This window comes from Arthrobacter sp. SLBN-112 (genome assembly GCF_030944625.1).
Classification (GTDB): domain Bacteria; phylum Actinomycetota; class Actinomycetes; order Actinomycetales; family Micrococcaceae; genus Arthrobacter.
In genome coordinates this window covers 101,036-117,978 of the sequence record NZ_JAUSXY010000001.1, presented here as the reverse complement: position 1 = coordinate 117,978, position 16,943 = coordinate 101,036, and the positions used below count along the sequence as shown (strand labels likewise).

Here is a 16,943-nt window from a genome sequence, read left to right as displayed (position 1 = left end):
CGGTCACCTCATGCTATCGAGCGGCAGGGGGCGGCATTATGGAATCTGTTCCAAGACCAACGGCCGATTTTTGGTTTCCCGTCCGAGGCGGTGTGCCCGGGCGTCAGATCCACCCCGGTGCCGCGGGCACCGGGGTGACCGACCCGCCGTCGTACGCCCGCCTTCGACTTACTTCTTACATTTCGAGGCGCATCTACCCTGGCGCCCCCCATATACGGGGTGCGTCCCGGGGTATGCGCCGCGAGGATGAAAATGAGTGTCGAGAATGTAGGATCGCCGCGCCTATCCCTCGTCGCAAAGCAGGTGGAACCCGCTGTCGTTTACAGGGCCCGTCAGGCGGGCGCCGGTCCCGTCGATTCCCGTACCGTCAGGTGGGTTGGCATGACGGCGAGCTTCCGGGTGGCGCTTCCCGGGAGCGGATTGAGCTGGGCCAGGAGCATGGACACCGCCACCCTGCCCGCCTGCTCGATGGGGCTGGAGATGGTGGTCAGCGGCGGATTGCAGAAGTCTGCGCCGAAAATGTCGTCCGAGCCGATGATGCTCATGTCCGCGGGTACCCGGATACCGCGGGCCTGCAGGCGCTGGAGCATGCCGATGGCCAGCAGGTCGTTGAAGACGATGCAGGCAGTGGCCCCGGTGCGGACTGCGGCGTCCGCTGCGGCCGCCCCGGACGTCGTCTTCGGTACGTAGGGGCCAATCCGGTGGACTTCCATCCCGCGCTTCGTGGCGTCCTCTTCGAAGACTTTCCACCGCATCTGGTTTGACCATGACGTGGGTGGTCCGGCGACATAGCAGACCTTGTGGTGTCCCAACGATGCCAGGTGCTCCAGCGCCTGGATGATGGCCGAAGGCGTATCGATCATGACTGTCGGGGCGCTGGTGGAGGCGCGGTTGAAAGTCACCAGGGGCTGCGACTGCGAGACCTCTGCCAGCTGGGCATCCGTCAGGCGTGAGGCGGCAAGGATGAAGCCATCGGCAGACTTGCGCATCTTGTGCAGCGCATCCAGCTCCATCTCGTTGGACTCCTCGGTGTCCACCAGGAGCTGGGTCACGCCGGCGGCCTTGAGCTGGTGCTGGGTACCCCGGATGATGTCGAAGTAGAACGGGTTGGTGATGTCGGGCACCAGGACGGCCACTGCGTTGGTCCGCCCCGAGCTAAGGCCGCGCGCCTGTGAGCTCGGTACGTAGTTGAGTTCCGCTGCCGCCTCTTCAATCCGGACCCGCGTCCGCGGATTCACCCGGTCGGGCCGCGAGAGGGCCCGGGAGACCGTGGACGTGGCCACGCCGGCGAGCTCCGCCACATCCCGGATGGTGGGGGGCCGGTCCCGCCGGGTGTTCGCGTCTCCGGCGCCCTGTCGAGCAGCCTCCACCGATGGATTAGCCATAGTTGCCGACCTTTCATCGCTGGCTTGAAGAATCCGCCGGCGGTAACCCCCTGCGTTTCCCCGACTTTGGATGATCCAAGCAGACCACTTGTGGCAACTTTTGGCAACCGCTTGCCGCAAGCTTTCCAATTTCCTAGACTGACTCTCGAGTCGCCTGCAGTGATTTCCGCCACAAGACGGATGTGGCCATGCGGGTGTCCTAGAGGAGAAAAACAATGAGGTTTAAATCGACTACTGGACTTGCGGCGATAATCACGGCTGCAGCGCTCGCCTTGACCGGCTGTGGATCGAGCTCCGGAAACGGCGGCGGCTCCACCAGCTCGGACGGCAAAGTGGACGGGACGGGCAAGACTCTTGATGTCCTGGTCGGCGTCCTTAGCCAGTACCCGGAGCAGCAGAAGCAGTGGCAGAGCGATATCGCCGCCAAGTTCAAGGCGGAAACCGGCGCGGACGTGAAGTTTGAAACCTTCGCATCGGCCAATGATGAACTCACCAGGATCCAGACGTCCGTGGTATCCGGGCAGGGACCGGACATCTACGGTCTCGGCACCACGTTCACCCCCACGGCCTACGCCACCAAGGCCTTCGTGACCCTCTCCGACGACGACTGGAAGAAGGTTGGCGGCAAGGACCGCTTCAACCAGGCCGCTCTCGGTATCTCCGGGCCGGACAAGGACCACATGGCCGGCATCCCCTTCGTCAGCCGCCCGTTCGTCATGGCCTACAACAAGGACCTGCTGGCAGCGGCGGGCATCGATAAGCCCGCAACCAGCTGGGATGAGCTTGCCGCCCAGGCCAAGAAGATGACAAAGGGTGACACCTATGGCATCGCGACGGGCTACAAGGACAACTTCGATCCTTGGAAGTTCATTTGGGCCATGTCCGTCCAGGCCGGAAACCCGCTGGTTGACGGCAACAAGCTGAAGATGGATGACCCCACGGTCAAGAAGGCGTACGAAACGTATTTCGGCTGGCTGACCAATGACAAAGTGGTCGACCCCGCCTCGGTGGGCTGGAGCAACAGCAACGCCGTGGCCGCCTTCGCCAGCGGCAAGGCCGGCTACCTGATGATGACCACGTCCAGCTCCATTCCCACCCTGGACAAGTCAGCGGTTGCCGGCAAGTACGAGTACGCCCTGATGCCCACGATCGCTCCGGGTGAGACCCAGTCCAAGTCGGACGGCGACGCCGCCAGCATCCTCTCCGGCGACAACCTGGTGGTTGCTGATTACTCCAAGCAGAAGGACCTTGCCTTCGCCTATATCAAGTTGATTACCTCCAAGGATGAGCAGTTGAACTACCAGAAGACCTTCGGTGACCTGCCTGCAAACGCCGAAGCCCTCGCCGCCCTGACAGACGCCAAGCTCAAGCCAGTGGCCGATGCCGCAGCCAAGTCCAAGGCCACGCCGTTCACCGGCGCCTGGGGCGACATCCAACTGGGCCTGCTTAACGTCACCGTCCAGTCGATTCCGGACCTGGCCGCCGGCAAGGTGGACGAATCCGCCCTGGATTCACGGATCAAAGACGCCCAAACCAAGGGCCAGGCCTCCCTGGACCGGGCCTCCAAAGGATAAGTTCCAATGTCAACCGACGCCTCTCATGAAGTACGGCCTGCGGTGGATTCCGCCGCAGGCCGGGCGCCCCGGACCGCTGACGGAACCGGGCAGCAGCCCGCGCCCAAGGGCGGACCAAGGCGCAAGGGCCTGAGCGAGCGGAACCGCCCGCTCTGGATGCTGATCCCCGGCGGGGTCCTGATGATCATCATCATCGTGGTGCCGCTGTTGCTGGGCATCTATATGTCCGTCCTCAACCTGGACCAATACACCCTCCGGAAATGGATCAGTGCACCGATCATCGGAGTGGAAAACTTCGTTGAAGCCGCCACGAACTCTCCCCTCCTGCACGCCGTCTGGCTCAGCGTCAGCTACTCGCTGCTTGCCATGGTGGTGACCCTGCCGCTTGGCATTGCCGCTGCAGTGGCAACCCAGAACGCCTTCAAGGGCCGCGCCCTGATCCGCTCGGTCTTCCTCATCCCGTATGTCCTGCCATCCTTCGTGGTGGCAACCGTCTGGCGTACCATGCTCCAGCCGGGCGGCATCGTGGACGAGGCGCTGGCCACCGTGGGAATCCACGTGGGGCTCTGGCTCAACGGGCCGCAAACGTTCTGGACACTGGTCCTGGTCCAGATCTGGGCCTCCTGGCCGTTCATCTACCTGCTCGCGTTGTCCGGCCTGCAGTCCGTGGACCACGAGGTGCACGAGGCCTCCGCCCTCGACGGGGCGCTCTGGTGGAACAAGCTCCGGTACGTGATCTTCCCCTACTTGAAGGGTCCGCTGGCCCTCGCTTTCCTGATCGGGATGCTGCACCACATCAACAACTTCACCCTCCCGTTCGTGTTGTTCGGCGTCCCGGCGCCCACGGACGTGGAAGTCCTCCCCATCCTGACCTACGTCACCAGCTTCCAGAGCTTCCGCTTTGGCCTGAGCGCCGCGATGGCCTTCATCTCCCTGGTGCTCATCGCCATTCCGCTGTTCGTTTACCTCCGCGCCGTGAAGCTTGACGACGCCGACACCCCAGGAGCGAAGAAATGAGCGCCACGATCACCGGTCGTCGGAGCGCGCCAACCGCCGACGTCGACCGTCCGGGTTCGCACCGCCAGCACGAGGTGCTGAGGCTCCTCCCGGGCCCCCTGCTGGTCATCATCCTTGTCTTCCTGGGTTCCTTGGTCCTGATTCCGGTGCTGTACATCTTCCTGGCGTCAGTGAACTCGGACATCGGAGTCGCCAAAGGCGAGTTCTGGCCGTCATCGGTCACGTTGGAGAACTACTCGAAGATCTGGACCAGCGTGGGCCTGGCCACCGGCCTGACCAACAGCGTCCTGGTGGCCGGATCAACGGCCGTAGTTTCCGCGGCCTTGTCCATTTCCACCGCATTCGTCCTGGTCCGGTACAGCTTCCGGGGAAGGCTCAGCATCCTGCGCGGCCTCCTGGCACTGCAGTCCGTCCCGGGAACCCTGATGGTGCTGCCGGTCTTCGTGCTCTTTTCCTCGGCGGCCACCTACCTCGGCATCCAGGTGATCGGGACCCAGTGGGGCCTGTTCGTGACGTACCTGACCTTCGCCATGCCATTCTCCACCTGGGTGATGGTCACCTACCTCCGCGGGCTTCCCAAGGAACTGGAAGAAGCTGCCAAAATCGACGGCGCGTCCAACCTCGGTGTCCTGTTCCGCATCGTCCTGCCCCTGAGCTGGCCCGGCATCGTCGTCTCCGGCATCTTCGCCTTCCTGCTCGGCTGGAACGACGTCCTGTTCGCCTCGGTGATGACGCGCCCTGAAAGCCAGACCGCCGCCGTCGCCCTGCAAATTTTTGGTGCCTCGCAGGAAGGCGGCGCCATCCCTTACTACGGCCAGATGATGGCCGCAGCCTTGGTGTGCGCAGCACCGGTGGTCATCCTTTACCTGATTTTCCAGCGATACCTAGTAGGCGGGCTGACCGCCGGAGGAGTTAAATAACCATGGTTTCGACCACCCAGGTCACGTGGCAGCTGTCAGGCTTCGGCGACGAAATTGACGACGACCCTGCAGTCCAGATAGCCGTGCTGCAGGCCCTCGGCGCCAACCACATCGAGGTTCGCAGCGCATGGGGAACCAACATCGTGGACCTCAGCGACGAACAGCTCCAGGCACTTGCCGCCCTGCTGGCAGATAAAGGCATGAAGGTCTCGGCCATTGCCTCGCCCATCGGGAAGGTGGACGTCAGCCTCCCGGTGGAGCATGAGGTGGAACGGCTGCGCCGGGCAGCCAATGCCGCCAAGGTCCTGGACGCCAAATACATCCGCATCTTCTCCTTCTACTACGGCGAGTCAGTCCAGGTGGAAAGCATCCGGGATGAGGTCATCGAGCGCATGCGTGCCCTTGCCGACGTGGCCGAGGAAGCCGGGGTGATCCTCCTGCACGAAAACGAGAAGGACATCTTCGGGGACGTCCCGGACCGGGTCCTGGACATCATCGAGACTGTGGACTCGCCGGCCCTGAAAGTGGCCTGGGACGCTGCGAACTTCGTCCAGGTCGGCGTCAAGCCCTTCGATGAGGGGTATGCCAAGCTGCGCCCGCACCTGGAATACCTCCAGGTCAAGGATGCCCTCTTCGCCAACGGCCACGTGGTGCCCGCCGGCGAAGGCGACGGGGACGTACTCAAGACCGTGGAGGCGCTCAAGGCCGACGGCTACGAAGGTTTCGCCTCCCTTGAGCCGCACCTTGCCGGCGCCCACGGCTTGGGCGGATTCTCCGGCCCCACGGCCTTCGGCATCGCGGCACGCGCGTTCGCAAAAGTTACTGCAGAAGCAGGAGTCCAGACCGCATGAGCACTTTGAACGCAGCCATCACCGGGTGCGGTGTCATCGGCCGCACCCACGCCGTAGCCCTCCGTGAATTCCCGGAAGTCCGCATCGTGGCCCTCATCGATGCCATCCCGGCCGCGGCCGAAGCGCTCGCCGACTTCATCGAACAGCAGGGCGGTGGGCGCCCGGCGCTGTACACCACCCAGGCGGAAGCTTTCGCCGCCGAAGACATCCATCTGGTTGCCCTGGCAACCCCCAGCGGCCTGCACATCCAGCAGAGCCTGGAGGTGCTCGCGGCGGGCAAGCATGTGGTCATCGAGAAGCCCCTTGACGTGGACCTCAGCCGGGCCCAGGAAATCGAAGCCGCCGCGAAGGAAGCAGCGGGCAAGGGCATCGTTGCCTCGGTCATCAGCCAGCACCGGTTCGACCAGTCCAGCGTCGCCGTGTCCCGCGCCATCGCCGACGGCCGCTTCGGCAAGCTGACCTCCGCCATCGCCTCGGTGGCATGGTGGCGCAGCCAGGGCTACTACGACTCCGGTGACTGGCGCGGCACGTGGGCGATGGACGGCGGCGGCGCCCTCATGAACCAGGGCGTGCACACCGTGGACCTCCTCCTGTGGTTCATGGGCCGGCCGGTGGAAATTTTTGCGCACACCGCCCGCCTCGCCCACGAACGCATCGAAGTGGAGGACACGGCGGTAGCCACCGTGACCTTCGAGAACGGCGGCCTGGCCGTCCTGCACGCCACCACTGCCGCCTACCCCGGGCTGACCGTGCGCGTGCAGCTGATGGGCTCCGAGGGCTCGGCCGTGGTGGACAACGACCGCCTGCAGTACTTCCACAGCAGGGACACCGGCGGCGCCTCGGCGGACATGGGCCTGCAGGGCGGCGGCAACCAGGCGGACGAGGAACTGGCCAAATACCCCGAGGAAGACTACAAAGCAGCCGATCCCACCGTGTACCCGGCCGGCCACGTCCGGCAGTACCGGGACATCCTGGCCGCCATCGCCGGTGGAAAGCAGCCTGGAGTCACCGTCAGCGACGCCGTCAATGCCCTTGCCGCGGTGCGTTCGGTGTACGTCTCGGCCACCCTCGGCCAGCCCGTCCTCTTCGAGGATGTCCTGGCAGGCAAGTACAACGACCTCGAAGTCCACACCGGCAGCACAGCGGCAGAAAGCGCCTGAAACCATGAAGTTCTCAGTATTTACAGCATCGACGCCCGAGTGGACCCCCGAGGAGGCAGTTAAGCAGCTCGCGGGCCAGGGCTGGGACGGCATTGAATGGCGCATTACGGACCAGGGTGACGCCCCCGAGCCTGGCTTCTGGGCCGGGAACAAAGCAACGGTACCGTTGACCGGCATGGAGGAGAACCTGGACCGGATCGCCGCCCTCACCACCGGCGCCGGCCTGGAGTTCTCCGGCATCGGCGGATACGCGCGGTGCGACAACCACGCGGACGTGGACCGCATGCTCGCCGCCACCGCCAAGCTGGGAGCCGGCCAGGTGCGGGTGACCACGCCGCCGCTGGGAACCGCGGCCTGGGGCAACGAACCGGCCAGCGGGACGCCCTACCCGGAACTCTTCGCCGCAGCCCGCCTTGATTTCGAATGGATCGCGGAGCGGGCCGCGCACCACGGGGTGAAGGCGCTCGTGGAGCTGCACCACCGCACCATCACCGCCTCGGCGTCATCGGCGCTGCGGCTGCTGGACGGCCTGGACCCCCGGCACGTCGGCGTCATCCATGACCTTGGCAACCTGCTGATCGAAGGGCAGGAGGACTACCTCCCTGCCTTCGAGCTCCTGGGTGACTACCTGGCGCATGTGCACGTGAAGAACGCGGTGTGGGTGGACAGCGGCGGGACCGACGAATCCGGGGCAGCCATCTTCAAGAACGAGTGGGCGCCGCTGCGATCAGGCCAGGGCAGCGTGCTGCAGTACTTCAAGGCACTCGCCGCTTTCGGATACGACGGCTGGGTGACGGTGGAGGACTTTTCCACGGAACTCCCGCTGGCTGAGCGCACCGCCGGGAACCTGGACTACCTCCGCGCCACGGCCGCCCTGGCAGGTCTCCCGGTCCCCGCAGGGAGGCGCTGAGCCATGGGACAGCCGATAGCGGACCACCCGGACCGGCTACTGCCCGCCGATCCGGGTGTCCGGGACATAGCCCGCTCACTTTTCTCTCGGGTGGAGGGCCTGCCTATCCTTTCCCCGCACGGGCACGTCGATGCTGCAGTCATCGAACAGAACACACCGTTCCCGGACCCGGCCGCTCTCCTGGTCACCCCGGACCACTACGTTACGCGGCTGATCCACGCCGGCGGAGTGACCATGGACCAGCTGGGGCTTGGCAGCCAGCCCGCTGACTCGCGGCAGGTGTGGCGCCACTTCTGTGCGGCGTGGCCTGCCTTCGAGGGAACCGCGTCCGGGTATTGGATCCGGCAGGAGTTCGCCCACGTTTTCGGCTTGGCCGAGGAGCCGTCCGTCCAGAACGCGGACCAGCTCTACGATGCCTTGCAGGCCAAACTGTCCGAGCCGGGTTTCCGGCCCCGGGAACTGTTCAAGGAATTCAACATCGAGGTGCTCGCCACCACAGATGACCCCTTGGACTCCCTGGAAAGCCACGCCGCGCTGCACGCGGACCCCGCCTTCGCCGGCCGCGTGGTGCCTACTTTCCGGCCGGACCAGTACTTGAACATGGCGCATCCTGCCTGGCAGGACAACGTGGAGCGGCTCATCGGTGCTGCCGGAGGTGGTGCGTCCGGCTACGCCGGGTACATCAAGGCACTTGAGGCACGCCGGCGCCACTTCGTGGACCGCGGCGCTGTGTCCGCTGACCACGGCGTGTTCACGCCCGCCACCTTGAAGCTGGACGACGGCGAGGCGGGGCGGCTGTTCGAGCGGGGCCGGACGGGTCAGGCGAGTGCCGAGGACAGGGACGCCTTCGAGGCCCACATGTTGTACCAGATGGCGAGGATGTCGGTGGAAGACGGGCTGGTCATGACCATCCACCCGGGCTCCTTCCGCAACCACCATGCGCCCACGTTCGAAGCCTTCGGAGCGGACACCGGGCATGACATCCCGGTGGCCGTGAACTACACGGAGGCCGTCCGGCCGCTGCTGCAGGACTTCGGTACAGTCAAGGATTTCCACCTGGTCCTTTTCACCCTGGACGAGACCGTCTTCTCCCGCGAGCTGGCACCGCTGGCCGGGTTCTACCCGTCGGTGTACCTCGGTGCGCCCTGGTGGTTCCTGGACGCCCCCGACGCCATGCTGCGCTTCCGGTCCGCGGTGACGGAGACCGCGGGTTTCTCCCGGTCCTCCGGTTTCATCGATGACACCCGCGCCTTCTGCTCCATTCCGGCCCGCCACGACACGGCCAGGCGGATCGAGGCGTCCTTCCTGGCCCGCCTCGTCGCCGAACACCGGGTCACCGAGGAGCGGGCTCACGAACTGATCGTGGACATCGTGGACGCCTCGCCGCGGAGGGTGTTCAAGCTGTGAGTGCCCCTCTCGAGGTTCCGCCGTCCGCCACGCGTCCGGCGGCTGACCTTCCGCGGCTGAACCGGCAGCTCCGCCCCCTCCCCAAAGCACCGGTGCGGATCGTGCACCTGGGACTGGGCGCATTCCACCGTTCGCACCAGGCCTGGTACACCCAGCAGGCATCGGATTCGGCGGACTGGGGAATCGCCGCGTTCACCGGCCGCCGGCCGGACGCAGCCGTTGCCCTGGCGGAGCAGGACGGGCTCTACACCTTGGTGGAACGGGCGGATGAGGGTGACTCCTTCACTGTCATCGGCAGCATCGTGCAGGCTGTGGACGGAGCGGACCTGGGCCGGCTGACGGCCTTGGTGGCCGCGCCCGAGACTGCCCTGGTCACGCTGACCATCACAGAAGCCGCCTACGGGTTGGGTGCGGACGGCAAGCTGGATATAAACGCGCCCGACGTCGCAGCCGACCTTGCGCTGATGGGTTCGGGGACCGGGCGGCCGGGGACGCCGTTGGGACGCCTGGTGCTTGCGCTCGCCGCGCGTCGGGACGCGGGCGCCGGGCCGATCGCCGTGGTCTGCTGCGACAACCTCTCCAACAACGGCACGGTGGCCCGGCAAGGGGTTGCAGGGTTTGCCCAGGCCTGGGATCCCGGGTTCGCCGCCTGGATTGACGGCAACGTCAGCTTTGTCAGCACCTCAGTGGACCGCATCACGCCGCGGACCACCGACCAGGACGTGGCCGCCGTACGGGAGGCCTGCGGCTACCGGGACGAGTCGCCGGTGGTGGCCGAACCCTTCTCCAGCTGGGTGCTCAGCGGGGACTTCCCTGCAGGGCGTCCAAAATGGGAAGACGCCGGCGCCCTGTTCGTCGATGACATCGAACCCTATGAGGACCGGAAGTTGTGGCTGCTCAACGGCGCGCACTCCCTGCTGGCCTACGCCGGGCAGCTGAGGGGCCACACAACGGTGGCGGAAGCCCTGGCTGACCCGGCGTGCCGGCGCGCCGTGGAGGCTTTCTGGGACGAAGCGGAAGCCAACCTGCCCGTCAACGTGGACCTGCAGATTCCCGCGTACCGGAAAGCCCTGCTTGCCCGCTTCAGCAATGCCAGGATCTCGCACCACCTGGCCCAGATTGCGATGGACGGCAGTACCAAACTGCGCATGCGCGCCGTTCCGGTGCTGCAAGCCGAACGGGCGGCCGGCAGGTCCGGTGCCGCGGCCGCGCTGATGATCGCAGCCTGGATGGACTACAGTGCCGCAACCGCATCGTTCCAGGATCCGCTGGGCGGGGACGTTGCCGCCGCCCACCGACTGCAGGGGACTGAACGGACCAAGGCGCTGCTGGCGGTCATCGATCCCGTCCTGGCCGGGGACGACGGCGTCGTGGCCCTGCTGGAAGGACTGTGCGGCACGGTTGCCGGCCACTCCGCCTCCGCCTGACCACTCTGCCGGACCCGGTTGAGTGCCAAACATGGCCCGTTTCCCGGCACAATTTTTCCCAACCCTCCGACCCGACTGTCTCCGAAAGGACCTGCTGTGAAAATCATTGCCGCGGATGTGTTCGTCACCAGCCCCACCCGAAACTTCGTTACCCTCCGGATCACCACGGACGACGGCGTGACGGGCATTGGCGACGCCACCCTGAACGGCCGCGAGCTCGCCGTCGCCGCCTACCTGAAGGAGCACGTCGCGCAGCTGCTCATCGGTAAGGACCCGCACCGGATTGAGGACACCTGGCAGTTCCTGTACCGGAGCGCGTACTGGCGCGCCGCGGCCCGGTCACCATGGCGGCCATCGCCGCCGTCGACATGGCGCTGTGGGATATCAAAGGCAAGGTTGCCGGGCTTCCCGTGTACCAGCTGCTGGGCGGGGCGTCGCGGAACGGGCTGCGGGCCTACGGCCACGCGTCCGGTTCGGACATCGAGTCGCTCTTCGATTCCGTGCGGGAGCACCTGGAGCTCGGCTACAAGTCGATCCGGATCCAGACCGCCATCCCGGGAATCAAAGCCGTCTACGGTGTGGCCGCACAGGCACAGGCATCGGGCGAGCGCTACGACTACGAGCCCGCCGGCCGCGGCGCGTTTCCGCAGGAAGAGGACTGGGACACCCGCGCATACCTGCGGCACCTGCCCACGGTCTTCGAGGCCGTCCGGAACGAGTTCGGCCCGGAGATCCCGCTGCTGCACGATGGCCACCACCGGATGACGCCCATCCAGGCCGCGAAGCTCGGCAAGGCGCTGGAGCCCTATGACCTGTTCTGGCTGGAGGACTGCACCCCGGCCGAAAACCAGGAAGGCCTGCGACTGGTCCGCCAACACACCACCACCCCGCTGGCCATCGGTGAAATTTTCAACACCGTGTACGACTTCCAGACGCTGATCAAGGAACAGCTGATCGACTACGTCCGGGCGGCGTCCACGCACTTCGGCGGGATCTCGCCATTGAAGAAGGTCATGGACTTCGCCGCGCAGTACCAGATCAAGTCCGGCTTCCACGGCCCCACGGACATTTCCCCCGTCGGCTTCGCCGCGCAGCTGCACGTAGGCCTGGCCATCCACAACTACGGCATCCAGGAATACATGCAGCACTCGGACAAGACCAACGAGGTCTTCGAACAGTCCATGACCTTCACCGACGGCTACCTGCACCCCGGCGACAAGCCCGGGATCGGCGTCGAGTTCAACGAGGAAGCAGCAGCCGCCTACCCCTACCAGCAGGCCTACCTGCCCTACAACCGCCTCGTCGACGGCACCGTCCACGACTGGTAAGGAAAGCACCCGATGAACAAAACCAGAATCGTCGTGATGGGGGTATCCGGCTGCGGCAAGACCACCATCGGCGACCTCGTGGCCCGCGAATTGGGCGTCCCGTTCCTGGACGGCGATTCCCTGCACCCGGTGGAAAACGTCGCCAAGATGGCGGCCGGCACGCCCCTTACCGACGACGACCGCTGGCCGTGGCTGGCCACGGTGGGCGGCAGGCTTGCAAACGCAGCCGACGGCGGCCTGGTCCTGGCATGCTCGGCGCTGCGCCGCACGTACCGGGACGCCATCCGTGCCCAGGCACCGGACACGGTGTTCCTTCACCTGGACGGCAGCAAAGAGGTCCTCAAAGTACGGACGGAAGGCCGCACGGGGCACTTCATGCCTCCCGCGCTGCTGGACTCCCAGCTCGCGACGCTCGAACCACTCCAGGAGGACGAACACGGTGTGGTGGTGGACATTGCGGCGCCCGTCGCTGACGTGGTGGCCGCGGCACTCAAGGGGATTGCCGGCGTCGTACCTCCTGCCCGGGTGGCCGGAGGCGGCAAGCCGCGGCAGTTCGAGGTGGATCTGGCGGCGGCGCCGTACAATCTCGACGCCGACGCCATAGCCTGGGTGGAGGGCACCCTGGCGGGGATGACGCTCGAGGAAAAGATCGGGCAAATGTTCATCAACCACAACAACGACTACTCGCCCGGGTACCTCGACGGCGTGCTGGACAACTTCCACGTGGGCGGCATGCGCTACCGGCCGGGGCCGTCCGCCGCCGTCCAGGAGCACATCCGGTACGCCCAGTCCAGGTCCCGGATCCCGCTGCTGGTCGCGTCCAACCCGGAGATGGGCGGGGCAGGCAGCTGTGACGACGGCACATTCGTCTCCACGCACCTGCAGGCCGGTTCGCACCCGGACAAGAACATCGCCCGGCAGATGGGGCAGGTGGCAGGGGTGGAGACGGCGGCCCTGGGCTGCAACTGGGCGTTCGCGCCGATCGTGGACATCCACTACAACTGGCGGAACACCGTGATCTCGACGCGCTCGTTCGGAAACACGCCGGAGATCGTGGTGGAACGGGCCAAGGAGTACTTCGACGGCATCAGTGAATCACCCACGGCCTGCGCCATGAAGCACTTCCCGGGTGACGGCGTCGACGAGCGGGACCAGCACGTGGTGACGTCCTACAACACCCTCTCCTATGAGGAGTGGGAGCGGACGTACGGGCACGTGTACCGGGAGATGATCGCCCACGGCGTGCAGTCGATCATGGTGGGCCACATTGGAGCGCCGGAGGTTTCGCGGCATTTCCTGCCCGGCCTGGCCGATGCCGATATCCTGCCGGCCACGTTGTCGCCGGAGCTTCTGCAGGACCTGCTGCGCGGGGAGCTCGGCTTCAACGGGCTGGTCCTCACGGATGCTTCCCAGATGGTGGGCCTCACGCAGGCCATGAAGCGCAAGGACCTGGTGCCTGCAACGATCGCCGCCGGCTGCGACATGTTCCTCTTCTTCCGGAACCCGGCCGAGGACTTCGGCTACATGCTGGACGGGTACAAGTCCGGCGTCATCACCGAGCAGCGGCTGCACGATGCGCTGCGCCGCATCCTCGGCCTGAAGGCGTCATTGGGGCTGCACCTCAAGCCTGTTGACCAATTGGTGCCGCCGGCCGAGGCTCTTGCCGTCATTGGCAGTGCCGAGCACCGCGCTATTGCCGCGGAGATCGCTGACAAGACCGTAACGCTGGTCAAGGACACGGCCGGGAACCTGCCCATCACGCCTGAAATCCATCCCCGGATCCGGCTGTACGGCATCTCCGGCGGTGCCGACTTCACCCGCGCTGATCCGCTGGCCTACCTCGGCGTCGTCAAAGAGGAACTGGAGGCCGCCGGGTTCGAGGTCAGCCTGTTCCGGACGGCGGAGCAGCGCGAAGCTGCCGGGGAGACAGGCGTGAACTTCATGTCCATCATCTCCGAGGAAGCCACCGGGGACTACGCGGAGAAGTACGACGCCGCCTTGGTGTTCGCCAATGTGAAAGGTTTCGCGCAGGAGGCGGCCATCCGGATCAAGTGGTCCTCGCCCATGGCAGCGGAGATCCCGTGGTACGTCACGGAGGTGCCCACCGTGTTCGTGTCGCTGAACCAGCCGAACCACCTGATCGACGTGCCGATGGTCAAGACCGCCATCCATGCGCACGCCGGCACCCGGGAAGCCATCCGGGCCGCGGTGGAAAAGATCCAGGGCAAGTCCGGCTTCCAGGGCACCTTCAACGAGAACGTGTTCTGCGGGTCCTTCGACACGCGGGTATAGGGGGCTTTGGACTCTGGGGGGTGCCACAGAGCCTGAAAAGACTGAGCTACTCCCGGGTGACGAACTGATTCCCGACGCCGAAGAAGTCTGGACCATGGCGGTCACCGTCGCCGCCCGGCCCGGGGACGTCTGGCCATGGCTCGTGCAAATGGGAGTGGACCGGGCCGGCCTGTATTCCTACACTGCGGTGGAGAACGGCTTGCTGCGCCTGGGGGTCACGAACGCGGGCCGCATCCATCCGGAGTGGCAGGACCTGAAGGTGGGGGACATCATCGCCTTCACACCCGTTGGGTACCCTGGCGGCCGGCGCGGGCCACGCGTCGTGGAACTGGAGCAAAACCGCCACCTCGTCCTTGATTCCAGCCCGGGCGCACCGCCCGGAACGGTGACCGGTACCTGGCAGTTCGTCCTGCACGACGCCGGTCCTTCCGGTACCAGGCTCCTGCTCAGGACGCGGTACGGCGCCGGACGGCCTGCCGGGCTGCGCGTCACGGACTTCCTCCTTCGGCCCGGCTACCTCGTGATGGACCGGGCGATGCTGCGGGGCATCAAAAGGCGCGCCGAGGCGGAAATGCACGGCCCGCCGACGTCCGCTCCGCGGTAAAGGGGGAAGGACCAACAATGCCCGGCAGCCAGTTCGCTACCTGGCGGCCCGGCTGCCCTGGCCCGACAACCATTCAAGGGCTTCGCGTTCGTTGGTGAAGTATGCGGTGGGTGTCAGCGACCGTTGGGAAAATGCCGCCACGACCTTGGCCATTGGTCCGTCTCCGATGAGGGCTACCGCAGCGAAGCCCCGGTAGGAATTCATGCCGGCCCTCGCCTCCGGAGTTAACCCGGCCACCCCGTTCAGGTCAACGAGGAGAGGCAGGACCCAGCCGCCGCTGAAGCCTTCCAAGGCCCGGGCAGCCCGAACGGCAATCTCGTACGTGATGTGGACACCCGGGGCCCAGCGCAAACGCAGAACGCCTTGCTCGCACGAAGCGGCAAACAACTCGTTCATCCCTGTCCTCGTTCCGCTTTTCGGCTTGTTCTTCCAGGCGCGCGTGACTGATTGAAGCCCCATTCTGCCTGAATAATGCAAAACACTCATCCAGCAGATGGTCCGAAGCCGTAGTGCTCCGTCCCGGCACGCGGGCTGGCCATTGGGAGGGGCTCAAATGGGACTCAGGGCACGGCTCAGGCACCGTTTAGGGCACCGCTCAGGGGAAGCGGAGGCACCGCTCCGGGCCCACCTAGACTGGGCTGGACAAACCCGATTTAAGGAGGGCCTGTGCGTTCCCTTGTCATGCACCAAATCGCCGGACCGCTGACCGTTCAGGAAGTAGACCAACCGGAGGCACCCGCGGGTGGTGTGGTGATCTCCGTCGTCGCCACGGGCTTGTGCCGTAGTGACTGGCACGCGTGGGCCGGTCATGATGACATCGCACTGCCGCACGTTCCCGGCCACGAGTTCGCCGGCGTCGTCGTCGAGGTCGGCCCGGGAGTGACCGGCTGGGTGGTCGGTGACCGCGTGACGGCGCCTTTCGTCGAGGGCTGCGGGACCTGCGAGTGGTGCCTCGGCGGCAATGCGCAGGTATGCCCGGAACAGCAGCAGCCGGGCTTCACGCACTGGGGGTCGTTCGCAGAGCGCGTGGTGATCCATGCGGCGGACACCAATCTCGTGGCGATCCCCGAGGGTGTCAGCTTCGAAGCTGCGGCCAGCCTGGGCTGCCGTTTCGCCACCGCCTACCGGGCCCTGACAAGCCGGGCACGCCTGGCCGCCGGTGAATGGGTCACCATTGTTGGGGTAGGGGGCGTGGGGCTGAGCGCCGTCATGATTGCCAAGGCGCTGGGTGGCAATGTCATTGCCGTGGACCGGAACGCGGCGGCCCTTGATGTGGCGGGTTCCCTCGGGGCCGATCACGTGGTGGTCGCCGACGGTTCTGATATTCCGGCGAAGGTACAGGACCTGACGGGTGGAAGCCACGTCTCCATCGACGCCGTCGGCAGCGAGCAGACGTGCGCCGATGCGATCCTGAGCCTCCGGCGCCGCGGCCGGCACGTCCAGATCGGGCTCTTGCCGCCAGTCGAGGGACACCCCCGCGTTCAGATGGCCCGGGTCATTGCGTGGGAGTTGGACGTTTTCGGAAGCCACGGGATGGCCGCTGTGGATTACCCCGGGATGCTTGCCCTGATCGAGTCCGGCGCACTCCAGCCGCAGAAACTCATCGAACGCGTCATCGGATTGGAAGAGGCCGCAGAGCTGCTGCCCCGGCTCGACACGGCAAACGTCGCAGGCATGACCATGATCCACCCCGCCCGCTAACGCTCATGGGGCGTCGGGCCGGGTGTCACTGGGGTGAGGCCGCGTCAGGCCAGAGGAGTCTTTTTTCCGCAGCTTGCGCTCCGGGAGGGAATAGCTTCCTGCCCGGGGCAAGCGAAAGGCCCTGGTTCCTTTGTTTCCAAGGGAACCAGGGCCTTTCTGCGTGGCGGTGACGGTGGGATTTGAACCCACGTTGGCTTTTACACCAAACAACATTTCGAGTGTTGCACCTTCGGCCGCTCGGACACGTCACCAACCTCAATAGGGTACCGGAGCGAGGCCGTCATCCCCAAAACGGAGCCGGATCCAGGCTGTTTGCATGGCGATGAGTGCGCAGCGGCGGTGCTCTGCTTGAGCCCCGGGGGTTCGG

At 65.8% G+C, this 16,943-nt stretch carries 13 protein-coding genes, 1 tRNA gene and 1 pseudogene; 12 read left to right on the top strand and 3 right to left on the bottom strand.

What is annotated here, in order from left to right:
• Positions 1-332: 332 nt before the first annotated feature.
• A complete protein-coding gene (locus tag QF050_RS00505) occupies positions 333-1,385 on the bottom strand; it encodes a LacI family DNA-binding transcriptional regulator (RefSeq protein ID WP_308928659.1) in 1,053 nt (350 codons plus the stop codon).
• 215 nt (positions 1,386-1,600) lie between these two features.
• Between QF050_RS00505 and QF050_RS00500 the strand changes: the two genes are divergently transcribed.
• The 11 genes and pseudogenes from QF050_RS00500 to QF050_RS00450 all read left to right on the top strand — a co-directional run bounded on the left by QF050_RS00500 (position 1,601) and on the right by QF050_RS00450 (position 14,875).
• Positions 1,601-2,959, top strand: a complete 1,359-nt coding sequence (locus QF050_RS00500) for an extracellular solute-binding protein (protein ID WP_308928658.1) — start codon at positions 1,601-1,603, stop codon at positions 2,957-2,959.
• A gap of 6 nt (positions 2,960-2,965) precedes the next feature.
• On the top strand, positions 2,966-3,976 hold the full coding sequence (locus QF050_RS00495; protein WP_308928657.1) for a sugar ABC transporter permease: 1,011 nt from the start codon (positions 2,966-2,968) through the stop codon (positions 3,974-3,976).
• A complete protein-coding gene (locus QF050_RS00490) occupies positions 3,973-4,896 on the top strand; it encodes a carbohydrate ABC transporter permease (protein ID WP_308928656.1) in 924 nt (307 codons plus the stop codon). The genes QF050_RS00495 and QF050_RS00490 overlap by 4 nt, the downstream gene beginning before the upstream one ends.
• 2 nt (positions 4,897-4,898) lie before the next feature.
• On the top strand, positions 4,899-5,747 hold the full coding sequence (locus QF050_RS00485; RefSeq protein ID WP_308928655.1) for a sugar phosphate isomerase/epimerase family protein: 849 nt from the start codon (positions 4,899-4,901) through the stop codon (positions 5,745-5,747).
• Positions 5,744-6,907 carry a Gfo/Idh/MocA family oxidoreductase gene (locus tag QF050_RS00480; RefSeq protein WP_308928654.1) on the top strand — a complete coding sequence of 388 codons (1,164 nt, stop codon included), beginning with the start codon at positions 5,744-5,746 and terminating at the stop codon, positions 6,905-6,907. The genes QF050_RS00485 and QF050_RS00480 overlap by 4 nt, the downstream gene beginning before the upstream one ends.
• Before the next feature lie 4 nt (positions 6,908-6,911).
• Positions 6,912-7,817: a sugar phosphate isomerase/epimerase family protein gene (locus tag QF050_RS00475; protein ID WP_308928653.1), complete on the top strand. Its 906-nt coding sequence runs from the start codon at positions 6,912-6,914 to the stop codon at positions 7,815-7,817.
• Between the two features lie 3 nt (positions 7,818-7,820).
• Positions 7,821-9,224, top strand: a complete 1,404-nt coding sequence (uxaC, locus tag QF050_RS00470; RefSeq protein ID WP_308928652.1) for a glucuronate isomerase — start codon at positions 7,821-7,823, stop codon at positions 9,222-9,224.
• Positions 9,221-10,651 (top strand): mannitol dehydrogenase family protein, encoded by a 1,431-nt coding sequence (locus tag QF050_RS00465; protein WP_308928651.1) that lies wholly within the window; start codon positions 9,221-9,223, stop codon positions 10,649-10,651. The genes uxaC and QF050_RS00465 overlap by 4 nt, the downstream gene beginning before the upstream one ends.
• A gap of 96 nt (positions 10,652-10,747) precedes the next feature.
• Positions 10,748-11,979: pseudogene (manD, locus tag QF050_RS00460) on the top strand (D-mannonate dehydratase ManD).
• 12 nt (positions 11,980-11,991) lie between these two features.
• On the top strand, positions 11,992-14,271 hold the full coding sequence (locus tag QF050_RS00455) for a gluconokinase, GntK/IdnK-type (RefSeq protein ID WP_308928650.1): 2,280 nt from the start codon (positions 11,992-11,994) through the stop codon (positions 14,269-14,271).
• Positions 14,272-14,365: 94 nt separating this feature from the next.
• On the top strand, positions 14,366-14,875 hold the full coding sequence (locus tag QF050_RS00450) for a hypothetical protein (RefSeq protein WP_308928649.1): 510 nt from the start codon (positions 14,366-14,368) through the stop codon (positions 14,873-14,875).
• A 36-nt stretch (positions 14,876-14,911) separates the two neighbouring features.
• Here QF050_RS00450 and QF050_RS00445 read toward each other — a convergent pair whose 3' ends face one another.
• The gene (locus tag QF050_RS00445; protein WP_308928648.1) at positions 14,912-15,271 is read right to left on the bottom strand and encodes a hypothetical protein; all 360 of its coding nucleotides are present in this window, start codon (positions 15,269-15,271) and stop codon (positions 14,912-14,914) included.
• 270 nt (positions 15,272-15,541) lie between these two features.
• Between QF050_RS00445 and QF050_RS00440 the strand changes: the two genes are divergently transcribed.
• Positions 15,542-16,576, top strand: a complete 1,035-nt coding sequence (locus tag QF050_RS00440) for a zinc-binding dehydrogenase (protein WP_308928647.1) — start codon at positions 15,542-15,544, stop codon at positions 16,574-16,576.
• 161 nt (positions 16,577-16,737) lie between these two features.
• On the opposite strand, the gene QF050_RS00435 is transcribed toward QF050_RS00440, so the two are convergent.
• Positions 16,738-16,827: transfer RNA gene (locus QF050_RS00435), tRNA-Ser, on the bottom strand.
• Positions 16,828-16,943: the final 116 nt, after the last annotated feature.

Excerpts from the sequence above, each read along its gene's own strand:
- QF050_RS00450 (WP_308928649.1), top strand. The coding sequence starts at position 14,366 with ATGGCGGTCACCGTCGCCGCCCGGCCCGGGGACGTCTGGCCATGGCTC.
- QF050_RS00490 (WP_308928656.1), top strand. The coding sequence starts at position 3,973 with ATGAGCGCCACGATCACCGGTCGTCGGAGCGCGCCAACCGCCGACGTC.
- QF050_RS00455 (WP_308928650.1), top strand. The coding sequence starts at position 11,992 with ATGAACAAAACCAGAATCGTCGTGATGGGGGTATCCGGCTGCGGCAAG.
- QF050_RS00480 (WP_308928654.1), top strand. The coding sequence starts at position 5,744 with ATGAGCACTTTGAACGCAGCCATCACCGGGTGCGGTGTCATCGGCCGC.
- QF050_RS00445 (WP_308928648.1), bottom strand. The coding sequence starts at position 15,271 with ATGAACGAGTTGTTTGCCGCTTCGTGCGAGCAAGGCGTTCTGCGTTTG.
- QF050_RS00495 (WP_308928657.1), top strand. The coding sequence starts at position 2,966 with ATGTCAACCGACGCCTCTCATGAAGTACGGCCTGCGGTGGATTCCGCC.
- QF050_RS00500 (WP_308928658.1), top strand. The coding sequence starts at position 1,601 with ATGAGGTTTAAATCGACTACTGGACTTGCGGCGATAATCACGGCTGCA.
- QF050_RS00505 (WP_308928659.1), bottom strand. The coding sequence starts at position 1,385 with ATGGCTAATCCATCGGTGGAGGCTGCTCGACAGGGCGCCGGAGACGCG.
- QF050_RS00475 (WP_308928653.1), top strand. The coding sequence starts at position 6,912 with ATGAAGTTCTCAGTATTTACAGCATCGACGCCCGAGTGGACCCCCGAG.
- uxaC (WP_308928652.1), top strand. The coding sequence starts at position 7,821 with ATGGGACAGCCGATAGCGGACCACCCGGACCGGCTACTGCCCGCCGAT.
- QF050_RS00485 (WP_308928655.1), top strand. The coding sequence starts at position 4,899 with ATGGTTTCGACCACCCAGGTCACGTGGCAGCTGTCAGGCTTCGGCGAC.